The 12,531-nt window shown below is 48.8% G+C and carries 10 protein-coding genes; 3 read left to right on the top strand and 7 right to left on the bottom strand.

All coding sequences use genetic code 11. The features are described from left to right. Positions 1-29: 29 nt before the first annotated feature. A complete protein-coding gene (locus DRW07_RS03820; RefSeq protein WP_124026545.1) occupies positions 30-1,718 on the bottom strand; it encodes a fused response regulator/phosphatase in 1,689 nt (562 codons plus the stop codon). Then, positions 1,705-2,010 carry an STAS domain-containing protein gene (locus DRW07_RS03815; protein WP_124026544.1) on the bottom strand — a complete coding sequence of 102 codons (306 nt, stop codon included), beginning with the start codon at positions 2,008-2,010 and terminating at the stop codon, positions 1,705-1,707. Before DRW07_RS03815 ends, DRW07_RS03820 begins: the two co-directional genes overlap by 14 nt. Before the next feature lie 116 nt (positions 2,011-2,126). Between DRW07_RS03815 and DRW07_RS03810 the strand changes: the two genes are divergently transcribed. The 3 genes from DRW07_RS03810 to pheA all read left to right on the top strand — a co-directional run bounded on the left by DRW07_RS03810 (position 2,127) and on the right by pheA (position 4,587). After that, positions 2,127-2,456 carry an SUI1 family translation initiation factor gene (locus DRW07_RS03810; RefSeq protein ID WP_124026543.1) on the top strand — a complete coding sequence of 110 codons (330 nt, stop codon included), beginning with the start codon at positions 2,127-2,129 and terminating at the stop codon, positions 2,454-2,456. Positions 2,457-2,465: 9 nt separating this feature from the next. After that, positions 2,466-3,266: a response regulator transcription factor gene (locus tag DRW07_RS03805; RefSeq protein WP_124026542.1), complete on the top strand. Its 801-nt coding sequence runs from the start codon at positions 2,466-2,468 to the stop codon at positions 3,264-3,266. A 142-nt stretch (positions 3,267-3,408) separates the two neighbouring features. After that, positions 3,409-4,587, top strand: a complete 1,179-nt coding sequence (gene pheA / locus DRW07_RS03800) for a prephenate dehydratase (RefSeq protein WP_124026541.1) — start codon at positions 3,409-3,411, stop codon at positions 4,585-4,587. Here the strand turns inward: pheA and DRW07_RS03795 are convergent. From DRW07_RS03795 to DRW07_RS03775, 5 genes are all read right to left on the bottom strand, one after another. Next, positions 4,568-6,160 (bottom strand): glycoside hydrolase family 16 protein, encoded by a 1,593-nt coding sequence (locus DRW07_RS03795; RefSeq protein WP_124026540.1) that lies wholly within the window; start codon positions 6,158-6,160, stop codon positions 4,568-4,570. The genes pheA and DRW07_RS03795 overlap by 20 nt on opposite strands. Before the next feature lie 113 nt (positions 6,161-6,273). Then, positions 6,274-7,419 (bottom strand): bifunctional chorismate mutase/prephenate dehydrogenase, encoded by a 1,146-nt coding sequence (gene tyrA / locus DRW07_RS03790; protein WP_124026539.1) that lies wholly within the window; start codon positions 7,417-7,419, stop codon positions 6,274-6,276. Positions 7,420-7,480: 61 nt separating this feature from the next. After that, positions 7,481-8,572: a 3-deoxy-7-phosphoheptulonate synthase gene (locus DRW07_RS03785; RefSeq protein WP_124026538.1), complete on the bottom strand. Its 1,092-nt coding sequence runs from the start codon at positions 8,570-8,572 to the stop codon at positions 7,481-7,483. A 213-nt stretch (positions 8,573-8,785) separates the two neighbouring features. Further along, entirely contained in the window at positions 8,786-9,340 is a 555-nt protein-coding gene (locus tag DRW07_RS03780; protein WP_124026537.1) for a hypothetical protein, read from the bottom strand. Positions 9,341-9,395: 55 nt separating this feature from the next. Beyond that, positions 9,396-12,413, bottom strand: a complete 3,018-nt coding sequence (locus DRW07_RS03775; protein ID WP_124026536.1) for an ExeM/NucH family extracellular endonuclease — start codon at positions 12,411-12,413, stop codon at positions 9,396-9,398. Positions 12,414-12,531: the final 118 nt, after the last annotated feature.

Here is a 12,531-nt window from a genome sequence, read left to right as displayed (position 1 = left end):
GTCACCTGATAATTGTGGCAATTATCTCTTTAAATCTTCATTTCAACGACGATGCGGTTGCCGTTTCCTTCAAACCAAAGCGACTCGCAAATCTCGTTGAGAAGCATAATACCGCGGCCTGAAGACGCCTCGTCATCAATCTGCTGGGCGGTTTTATAATCAAAGCCACTTCCGCTGTCGCTCACCGCAACCGAGATAACGCCTTCTTTCGGATACATATTGATGTCGATACGCACAAAGCCTTCTTCTAGCTCTGCGAGTTTTGCCTCTCTGGCCTGATAATATTCCATAAAGCCATCAGGCGTATCTTTAAGCGATGAGCTCAGCCCCAAAACACCGTGTTCAAGTGCGTTGGTATACATTTCTGAAATAGCCGTAAACAAGTCTGCGCGCACACTGCCCAACCCTGATTGGCTATTTAGTATATGAAATACCTCATTTAACCCGTATTCCGAACGAAGTTCATCTGGCCCTAGTGAGACAGAAAACAAAAAGGGTAAACTTATGTGACTTTCTTGCGATTTCAAACTTTGCAGATCCTTTGCTTCAAATCGAATTACGGCAACGTCATCGTCAAAATACTCGCGCTTTAACGCTTTTTTTGCCAGTTCGAATATTTTCTGGGAGGTTAGATCAGAGTATTCCAGCAACCAGTTCCTTACCGCCTCTTCGCCCAACCACTCGTTAGATTCTTCACCCGTTTCCTCATCAGTGAAGGAGGCTTCAATAAGCCCGTCCGAAAACAAGGTCAGCGTATCGCCCGCTTCAAGATCAAGAATATTACAATCAGAATCAAAATCCGACGGTTCTAACACGCCCAACGCCATATGTTCAGAGGATACGGCATAAACCGATTTATCGGCGCTTCGCTGAATGTAAAAATCTGGCATGCCGCCTTGCCAAATCGTTACCCGAGTTCCCGTTTCGTTAACATAACCCAAGGTGGCAGCACTAAATCTGTCGATAGGCAAAAAGGTATAAAGTAATTCGTTGATGGCTTGTGCAATTTCAACCACCGACAGCCCCTTTACGGCCATAGCCGTAAAGGTACGAGATACGGGCAAGGCACCAACGGTAGACGCCAGACCATGCCCGGTAAAATCACCTAAAAAGAAGTACAGGCCTCCATTGGGATGAGGCTGCACCAGGAATAAATCCCCATTGAAGTTGGCCGCTGGCTGCTGAAGCACATCAAAGTAAGCCATCACATGCTCAGGATTTGTCAGCGCATGATTGTAGATATGCTCAATCATGGCATGTTCCTGATCAACTTCAGCCCGGAACTTAGATAATTCTTTGTTCTGAGCGTCTATGTGTTGAGACATACGTCGACTGCGCAAATGCGCATTAATTTTGGCTGACAAAATGGCCTTATCGAAAGGCTTGATGGCAAAGTCATCGCCACCCACTTTAAGGCACTTTATGAGGTTTTCTTTGTCTTCGGTGGCCGTGATAAAGATGATAGGCAGATGGATTTCAGCTTCATTTTTCAGAATTTCAGCCGCTTCAAAACCACTCATTTCAGGCATATCGATATCAAGCAGTATCAGATCGGGGCTTATCTGCCGTGCGAGCTCGACTGCCTCGCGGCCATTCTCAGCCTCAAAGCACTCCTTAAAGCCCTGTTCTTCCAACATATGCAACAACAGAAACCGATTGATGGGTTCATCATCGGCAACCAGTATGCGCATGTCGAGCATGGGGTTAACTGATGTCAAATTTCTTGTCGAAACGTGAAATTTTAAGGATCCGGGCTACCTGCTCCTGACAGTTTTGGATTTTGTAGCTAACCGGACGACCACTGAGCGTTTTTTGCATATTCAGCATCATGCCCAACGCCGAGCTGTCCATGTATTCAGTACGCGAGAGGTCAACAATTATCGTAGTTAACTCGTCGCCCACATCGTCATAGGTTTCGCGGAAATCTTTAACCTTACTAAAATCGAACTTGCTGTCCATTTTGATTGTCAGCGTCGTTCCGTCGGCAGAAAGTGATTTTTCTATACTCATTTACATAACATTCGTTGGGTAAGTGGTGACTTAAGTATATGTCGTTATTTAGAAAAGGTGCTAACCTAAATGAGATATTTTATAAAAATTAACGTTGTAAGGATTTCATTACTTTTATGTCCAACGCTAATCACCTTGTTTACAGTACTGAAACAGGTCGGGTAAAGGCCAATTCGAAACAACAGGAAGACCTCTCATACTCCAACGACGGTTTTGTGCGTATCCACAGAGAGACCAAGGGCCGAAAAGGCGCAGGCGTGAGTATTGTCAGAGGTCTAGAAAAGACCAAGGACGAGCTCAAGCCCCTGTGCAAAATGCTCAAACAAAAATGCGGCTGTGGCGGTGCCATTAAAGACGGCACCATTGAACTACAAACCGACAATCGGGAAAAAATCAGTCAGTTACTGCAAACTGCAGGCTATAAAGTAAAAATTGCGGGCAGTTAAGGAATTATCATGGATAACATCTCAATCGCCGACTTGAACATTATTCTTGTCGAACCGTCAGACACCCAGCGCAAAATCATTACTACCCTATTGCTGAAAGAAAACGTGCAACAGGTTGACCCAGTGAGCACCGTGGGTGAAGCCAAGGCAGCACTGCGCAATCATGCTGCCGATGTGGTCGTGAGCGCCATGTACTTTGAAGACGGCACAGCTATCGATTTGCTCAAATTCCTTAAAGATGACGATGCCTATTCCAGCATCCCCTTTATGCTGGTCTCCAGTGAAAACAGGTTGAGTAAATTAGAAGAGTTTAAACAAGCGGGCGTCGCGGCTATTTTGCCCAAACCCTTTGAGCCCTTGCACCTAGCCAGAGCTCTGCGCGCCAGTATCGACCTTATCAATACCGATGAACTCGACCTCGAATTGTTCGATATTCATGAAGTCAGAGTGTTATTGGTCGATGACAGCAAACTAGCCCGTAACCATATACGCCGTGTATTAGAAGGTATGGGTCTGCGTAAAATCATGGAAGCCGAAAATGGCGCTATGGCACTGACCTTGATAAAAGATAATGCCTTCGACTTAGTCGTGACCGACTACAACATGCCAGAGATGGACGGTCGTGAGCTGTCTGAGTTTATTCGCTTCAACCCTGAAACTACGCATATTCCTATTATTATGGTGACCTCAGAGTCGGCTGACAGTGCGCATATGACCAATATCCAACAAACCGGTGTAAACGCCCTGTGTGATAAACCGTTTGAGCCTACCGAAGTCAGAACCATGCTGGCTGCACTGCTGGGCGAATAGGTCAAGCAAAACATAAAATAAAAGCGCTTTTAACTGTATACAGGCATTGACATACCAATGCCTTCTTCTTACATTCTAATGCTTCACAATACAACGCTATACGCGTTATCTCACAAGCAGCGGTATACAGGTAAAACAAAGCATGTCAAACCCTCTCGATTCACTCCGTGATCAGATCACGACCATTGATAGCGAGTTACTCGAACTATTGGCCCGTCGACGGGGTTTAACCAATAATGTAGCTGAAACGAAAATTCAGCATCACATTCCCGTGCGCGATCAAAAGCGCGAAGAGCAGTTACTTATCCGCCTTATCAAACAAGGGAAAGCGGTTGGACTGGATGCGCATTATGTGACGCAGCTGTTCCATGTCATTTTGGAAGACTCAGTGTTAAACCAGCAAGCCTTACTGGCAGAACGCGCCAATCCGGGCAGCACCTTGCCCATTAATCGGGTTGCCTTTTTGGGTGACAAAGGGTCATACAGTTACTTGGCCACGCAAAAGTACTTCTCTCGTCGCCCCGGTGAAATTGTGGAAATGGGCTGCCAAAGCTTTAACGAAATTGTGCAAAAAGTGGAAAATGGCGAAGCTGACTATGCCGTACTGCCCATAGAAAATACTAGTTCAGGCAGTATCAATGAGGTGTACGACCAACTACAACATACCCATTTAAGTATTATCGGTGAACTCACCCACCCCATTCGCCATGCGTTGTTAGTGGCCAAGCCTCTGCAAATCAGTGAGATAAAAACCTTGTATGCCCACCCGCAAGTATTTGCCCAGTGTAGTCACTTCTTGGCAGAGCTGGGGAATGTTGAAGTAAAAACCTGTGACAGCACCTCTGCCGCCATGATAAGCGTGAGTGAGTCAGGGCGTGATGACGTTGCCGCGATTGGCAGTGAAGCAGGCGGTGCCTTGTATGGGTTGTCTGCCATTAAGTCAAACCTTGCCAATCAAAAAGAGAATCACAGCCGCTTTATCGTTGTTGCGCGAAATGCGGTAACGGTACCACTTCAGGTACCCGCAAAAACCACTTTGGTCATGTCGACCGTGCAAACGCCAGGTGCCTTAGTAGATGCCCTGTTAGTGCTAAAAGACAACAGCATTAACATGTCCAAACTAGAGTCCCGCCCGATTACGGGCAACCCATGGGAAGAGATGTTTTACATTGATGTAGAGGGCAATATTCAAGACGGTCCCATGCAGAATGCATTAGACGAACTGAAGAAAATAACCCGTTCGCTAAAAGTTCTTGGTTGCTACCCTAGCGAGGAAATCAGCCCCACCCGTGTGGCAGCGGTTAACGCATTGAATGAATAACGCGCCTGAATAAGGCGCTACCCAGCAACAATAAAAGCCCCCACTGGGTCAGACTTCCCCCTCCCCCTTCAGATTGCGGCGGTTCAGGTGTGGGAGCAGGTGTTGGAGTGGGCGTAGGTGGCGGGTCGCTGGGAGGTGGATCACTCGGCGGAGGCTCAGACGAAAAATAGATATTGTCTAGAAACAGCGCGCCGTTACCTACTAGCTTTAGTTGAAAGATGTCCTTAAGATCGGGCACTGTGTAGTGTGTTAAAGGAATGCGCACTGACGTCCAGGCCTGTTGTTCAACTTCAACAGAAAACGCATTTTCCAAAGGGCCGGGACTAACGATAAACACATCAAGCGCATTAGCATTGTGTGTCCAGTAGTCTAAGTGCAAATAGTCCATACCTGACACATCCTGCGGATTGTTTTCAAACCCCGTGCCCTGATAATTAAAGTTCTCGTATTTGAGAATGTTATTGCCGTCGATTTGCCATTCACTTACCCGAGTTGCCTGCCCCCAATTGGGGTTGTAGTTGATGTCTTCAATGTTGTCGTAGTGATCACTGAATAGCGAAATAACATACTCGGCATCGATAGTGGGTGAATCTGCCGCTTGCGCAGGTTCTGTAACAAGCTCACAACCGTTAGCATCAACCGTTACGCCAGAAGATGTATTCGGGCACTGATCAAGCGTATTACTTACACCGTCACCATCGTCGTCCTGCATCAGGGGGGTGCTCTCATTACACCCCTGCCAATTATTGGCGTCTGTGGGCGTACAATAGGCCACGTAATCGACTTCTAAGGTAGCGGTGTCTAAATCAGGTGCAATTTGACCGCCCAAGTTTCCGCCTATGGCCACATTAAGCAGCACAAACATGGGCTCTTCATATTGTGGACAAGCCGACAAATCGTGTTCCGCCACCACAGTGTCGTTCATAAAGAAGCTGATGTTATCGGCATCCCATTCGATGGCATAGGTGTTAAACGACATGACGTCGGGCGCGCCTCCCGGGTAGTTTATACGGCGCTCACCGCCACAGCTGGCAGCATTAAAAAAGTTGGTGATATAGCGGTCACCGTTATTGGCATACCATTCCCACACATCAATTTCTCCTGCGCCGGGGTTTGGCCAGGGCACGTTGTCGTTATCGCCTTTTATCGGTTGCTCGGCAATACGGTTTTCCAGCATCCAGAACGCCGGCCAGGTGCCCCCTTTTAACTCAAGAAAGCGCAGCCTTGCTTCTACCCGGCCATACAAAAACTCCCCTTTGTCTTTGCTGTTCAAGCGGCCCGATGACCAGGGGCGAACCTCACCATTCAGGCCCTGGCACACAATATCGCCTTTTCGCGCGATGATTTTTAAGGTGCCGTCAGACACCTCGTAATTGCGCCTTTGTGAGCTGTCGTCATCGGTGTAACACTGCACTTCGTTGTTGTAATTAGCCTGGGTTTGCGCCGTCCACTTGTCCCAGTTGACGCCGTTGCCGTCAAAGCGGTCGATCCAGGCAAGCTCCCACCCTGCTATCGCCTGGCCAGGTATAGACATGAACAAAAGAAAAACGGAAACGCGCAACGTGAAGTGCATACAGCCTCACCAAAAGAGCAAAGAAAGTCAGCGTACCGCGCCGAGAGAGTGCACAACAAGCCAAATCCGATGACACGGACCTGAGTGGCGATTAAGCCAGACCAGGCAAGGATTTATACCCTGTCGTCATCAGCTTTAAGCAGCAGTTTTTTACTTTCGACTAAGCTGTGCTTGGCGTATTCACCAAACCAGTTACTGGTTAACAGGAATTGCTTAATAAAGGCCGCTTTGTCCTGCGCTTCCACAAGTTCAATAGCGTCACCAAATCGCTTGTGAAAGCGCCTTAGAAGCGCCACATTATCGGGGTTGTTAAATATGATGTCAGCATAAAGCTCTGGGGCCTGCGCAAACAACCGCCCAACCATGGCCAGCTCCAGGCGGTATATAGGCGAGCTGAAGTCGCGCAGTGTGTCCAGGTCAGGGCTTTCTTCCGAAAGGTGTTTACCGTACACAAAAGAACTGAAGTGTCGCATTACCTGAATGAATGCCATGGCATTGTCATGCTCTTCAGCAGTGCTTTCATACAAATTCGCGCCCCAGGTTTTCATTTGCTCAACCAGCCACTGGTAAGCGGCTTGTTCGCGACCATGACACACCACCACAACTTGCTTGATCATGCCCGGTGCATCAGGACCAAACATAGGGTGCAGGCCAACCACAGGCCCCTTGTGCGCTGCCAGCATAGCGTTTAATGGCTTTACTTTAACACTGGTAATATCAGCCAGCACACAGTGTTCAGGCAACATAGTCAGTTGCTGAATTACCTGCTCGGTGAGCGTAATAGGCACAGACACCAATACCATATCGGCATCACCAAGAATCACTTCGGCGTTATCCCAGTCGGACTTTTCCATAACAGTAACCGGATAGCCGCTGCTTTCAAACAGGTTAACAAACACCTTACCCAGTGCGCCTGCGCCCCCTATTACGACTACTTTTTTAATAGCCGGGTTTACGCATAGGTAACGCCGGTTCTGAGTGCGATAAGACTCACGCATCATGCGTCGCAACAAATCTTCAACGAGTTGTTCGGAAATACCCAGTTCCTGCGCCTGGGCCCGACGCTTACTCAAGAGTTCTTTCTCGCGCTCGGGAACATAAATAGGCATGCCGGTTTGCGACTTTATCTCACCCACTCGGGTAGTGAGTGCTGACCGTTTGGCAAGCAGTTCAACCAGAGCCTGATCAATGTCATCTATGCCATCGCGGCACGAAAGCAATTCCTGGTGAAGCTGTTGTTTATCTTGGTGTTGGTCCATGGGGTTCTTTTCAGATAACAAGAAGGTGCATGGTGACACACCTTCTGTTCAATGAAAAACGTTAAGCAACCTGAGCGCGTTTCGATAAACGCATGGGCAGCACTGTGATAAGTTTTTCGCGCGCCTGCATAATGACTTCTTCGGTGGTTTTCCAGTCAATACAGCCGTCGGTAATAGACACGCCGTATTCCAGTTCACTCACCTGTTTTCCGTCAGACGACTGGTTGCCAGAGTTAATATGACTTTCCAGCATAATACCAATAATCGACTGATTACCTTCCAGAATTTGATTTACCACGTTCTGAGCAACAAGTGGCTGGCGACGATAGTCTTTACTGGAATTAGCGTGACTGCAATCCACAACCAAACCCGCATTCAGGCCAGCATTTTTCAGTGCATCTTCGCAGTCAGCCACACACACAGAATCGTAATTAGGTTGCTGGCCACCACGCAGAATAATGTGTCCGTCCGGATTGCCCTGGGTTTGAATGATCGTTACCTGACCCGACTGGTTGATGCCCATAAACTGGTGCGGCGAGGCGGCCGATTTTAACGCATTGATAGCAATGCCTAAGCTGCCGTCCGTGCCGTTTTTAAAGCCAACAGGCATCGACAGGCCACTGGCCATTTCACGGTGCGTTTGTGACTCAGAGGTTCTTGCACCAATGGCCGACCAGCTGAACAATTCAGCCAGGTATTGTGGACTGATTGGATCCAGCGCTTCTGTGGCCACAGGCAGCTCTAACTCGGCCAGCCAAATAAGCAGTTCTCTGGCTTTTCTCAAACCGGCTTCAATATCGAAGGTGCCGTCAATGAAAGGGTCGTTGATCAGGCCTTTCCAGCCAGTGGTGGTACGCGGCTTTTCAAAATAAACGCGCATCACGATATACAAAGAATCTTTGCACGACTCGTGCAGTTCTTTCAGTTTCAGTGCATATTCCTTCGCGGCTTCTACATCATGGATAGAGCAAGGGCCACACACCACTAACAGGCGGTGATCTTCACCATGAATGATATCGCTGATAATTTTGCGTGCTTCACCGATGCCCTTTAGCCCTTTTTCAGAGACAGGCAGCTCTTCGGATAATTGTGACGGTGTGATCAGTACATTTTCAGAACTGACATGAACATTATTGAGAGAATCTTTACGCATAATAAGCCCTTAAAAGAAAACAAAGTGGGCCAAGAAAACCAGCGTGTACACTATTGTTTACACCTAAAATATTCTTGAAAACCTAAGAGGCTTGACTTTGTAACAAAGCGCTAAAAATTAATCAAGGAAAGAATAGAAAAAGGCGTAGAATAAATAAAAAAACCGGCCGTACCACACAGCCGGTAAAACAAGGTATTGTTTTATAATCGCGGACTAACGCTTTCTGCGTGCAACCAATAACGCCAGCGCAAGACTAACCAGGGCAATGGATGCCGGCGCATTGACAGGCTCTGCCGGGTCTACCGGATCCGTTGCCTGCACAGTAATCGTCTGGGTTACATTGACCAGATCAGAGACCGGCTGAAAGCCACCTCTGAATAACTGACCGCTCACAGTGACAGGCGTAACACCCTCTGCCAATACAGTAAGCTCAAGTGAAGCCAACAAAATATTCGCGCCGGTCAAACCAAAGATATTGGCTGAAGCACCATTAATAAACGCCGGAAGCTGAACGGGCGCGCCAATAAAATCACTGCCCAGCGTTACTGCACTGGCGAGCGATAAGCGGGCTTCGTCGAATAAAAACGACAAGCTGAAACCACCCACAGTATCAACCGGAACACCTGACGTAGAAGCAAAAATATCCACGATCACCACGTCATTAACCGAAGGGGCCATGTCGCTCACTTCAATGGTGACTACCGCCGCATTAGCGGTGGCACTAAAGGCCATTGCACAAAATAACAAAACTGAATAAAACAAACGCATTTTTAATATTCCTAATAGTCGTAAATAGCGGCCCCATGCACGGGGCCACATTGGGTTACTGAGCGATATAAATCTGATACCACAAACGAAGATCAGCGAAACTGATAGTGCCATCTTCATCGAGGTCAGCAGCGGCAAGGTAGTTGTCCTGCCCCTCTGTGGCCCCCAATGCACCGGCAATCATCATGTAATCACTAAAGTCGATAACACCGTCGCCGTTAACATCACCGGTGCTGACTGCCGCCTCAAAGTTAAGCGACACAATAACCGGGTCGTGATCAGACGCGCGATAGGCATTCGGACTGTACAACTGGTCCTGAAGCAGCGGTGTTTTCTTCTCGAGGTTGTAATCAAGGGTGCGAGGCTCATCGGCATTAATGGCCCAGTCGGTCACATCAATCACTTTGGCCAGTGCAGCGGCGTTAGCCAAGGCATAGTCTAGCGAGCCTGTCTCGCCGCGGAACACATAGCTGTAAGCCAGCTCGCCGTCAAAGTAGCGCGCCAAATCGGTGTACCCCTGAGTGGCCAGTGCCGTAATGGGGTCTTCCTTCGCATAGGCATTCAGGTCACCCACAATTAATGCAGGCGTGCTGCCAAACTGCGTCAGCCAGCTGGCCAGGTCATTCGCGGCGCGAGTACGGGTACCATTACAGTTGCCCTGCCCGGTTTGGGTGTCGTCGTCACCGGCACCACAGCCAGACCCTTTAGACTTGAGGTGATTAACGTTAACCACGAAAGTTTCACCGTTCTCGTTCACACTAAACAGTTGTGCCAGAGAATTGCGGTTTTTGTTGTCGCCAAAGTCCAGAGTACGAGGTGCTTCGGCTGGCGTTACTGCATCAGGCTTGTAAATCATGCCGACTTTAATTTGATCAGTACCCGTGTCGCCGCTGTTGTTAACCATGGCGTAAGTCCCCTCACCCATGGTTTGATTCAGTCTTTCAACCAAATCAAAAATGGCACTGCCTGGTCCAAATCCGTTGTTTTCAATTTCCATCAGACCCACAACATCAGCGTTCATCTCGGCAATGGCGGTGACTATCTTGGCCGCCTGACGCTCAAACTCTTCGCTGTTGTCTGCACCACGGCTATCCAGCGTCGTGAAGTAGTTCAGCACGTTAAAGCTGGCTACTACCACGTTGCCACGGTTGATATCAGGGGTGCTTAAACGCGGGTTAGACGGGGTAAAGTCAGGTTCATTTAACGGACGAATTCTGTAATCGCCAAAACCGTAATCCAGGTTACCCACCAGCCCCTGAATGGTGTCGCCCAGGCGAAGTGTGTTCTGCGCAGAAAGGCCACCTAGTGACAAGTTCGGGTAAACCACCTCTTCGCTGTAGCTACCGTCTTTGTTGTCATCAATGATCAGCTGATTGAGCTTATTGGCCGCTTCAAGGGCACGCTCCTGGGCGGAACCAGGTGTAAACAGCTGGGTAGATTTGTATAGACGTCCGTTTGACACCAATACCTGACCATATTGTGTCAGATCGTAGTTACTTGAGACGGTAAGCGTTTGTGGCAATTCAACCAGCATATTTTCGAAGATTTCAGCGGCGTTTTCACTGGCGAATGGCAATTGCATTTCTACTGCAATGATACCGGAGTCAGAACCACAGTCGTTTCTTAACTCAACGGCGTCCATGTGAGTCCGTCCGTATTGCTCAGACACACGGCCACGTACACGTACCACTTGTTCATTGGCCAGCCCGGTTAACAAACCGCTGTCGGCAAGTTCAATGAATAGCCCTTCCGAGGTGTTGCTATCACCATCTTCATCCGCCAGCTCTTCCTGCATGAAGAACCCGCCCAGGTCAGGCAATAAGTTGGTGATCACACCTTCCACGACCAGAGTTTGCCCGACTACTGGCGAGGTGTCGCCGCTACCCTGAATAGCACTAATCAATGTAGCTGGGGTCGCGCACTGACCTAATTCAGCCGTGCCATCGCCACCGCCGCCGTTACCGCCGTCACCACCACCATCACCGCCGCCAGTAGACTCACCAATGGTTTGGCCGGTATTCAGCGTGCCAAATGTAGCCGCCTGTGCCGCTGTCCAGGTGAAATCGCTGTAAGCAAAGCCTTCACCCGCCAGCTGCAAAGAATGACCGACAGGGGTACCTGACGCCTCGCTTACACCAATATCCGTGCTGGTTAGGCCAGCAGCCACACCGTTTGTAGCGGTTAAGGTACCTTCATAACTCAGGAACTGAATAACATTGTTGTCAGCATCCACTAAGGCTAAGCCGTCCGGCGCGCCGTTTTGCATGCCATTGGTAGGCAACGCGAAGCTGAGCACGCCAAAGCCTTGTTCCTGATCGGGCAGTATGCCCGTTAAATCAACCGTTCTGTACTGGGTGCCATTGCTGCCGTTGTAGAACACAACTTTGGCACCGTTAAGGTCGACACCCGCAGGACCCGCAATTTCAAAGCCTTCGCCCTGGTCTGTGCCTGTGTTGTCATAGTGAATTTCATTAATAAAGGTGTCGGCTACCGAGTACGGTGCTTCAAATTCTTGATTGGTGTTAATGGCATCAGGTGTGCTAGCCAGTGGGCCAGCCCAGGTAAAATCAGCATACGATGAGCCTGTGCCCTCAAGCTGCAAGGAGTCACCCACAGGGGTACTGCTTTGCTCGCTCACCCCGATATCTTCACTTGTCATCCCTTGCGCCGGACCATTGTTTGCAGTTAATACGCCCTCGTAGCTTAAAAACTGAATAACACTGCTATCAGCGGCTACCAGCGCCAAACCGTCCGGGCTACCGTTTTGCAGGCCGTTAGTCGGCAACGAAAAGCTGACGGTGCCAAAACCATTGCCCTGGTTTGTTACTACACCGCTTAAATTGATGGTGTTGTAGACGTTGCCGTTGCTACCGTTATAAAGCACCACAGACACACCACTTAAATCCGTGCCCGCAGGCGCGGCTATTTCAAAAAACTCGCCCTGATCTGTGCCTGTGTTGTCGTAGTGAATTTCATTGATAAAAGGCGTACTGGCCTGTGCAATCGCAGAGCCAAATACCGCACTAATGGCGGTGGCCAACAGTGTTGCCTTGCGCGTAATTGAATGTCTCATGTGTCCTCCACTGGACGTTAGTTCCGTTTTCCAGAAGGACGTTACGCGTCAATTATGATGCTTTTTTGACAGTTTCTTTATCGTTAAAAAATCAGAATTACAGTAATAAATTCAGAAC

This window comes from Paralteromonas sediminis (assembly GCF_003820355.1).
Taxonomy (GTDB): domain Bacteria; phylum Pseudomonadota; class Gammaproteobacteria; order Enterobacterales; family Alteromonadaceae; genus Alteromonas_F; species Alteromonas_F sediminis.
This window is presented reverse-complemented; position numbering and strand designations above follow the sequence as displayed.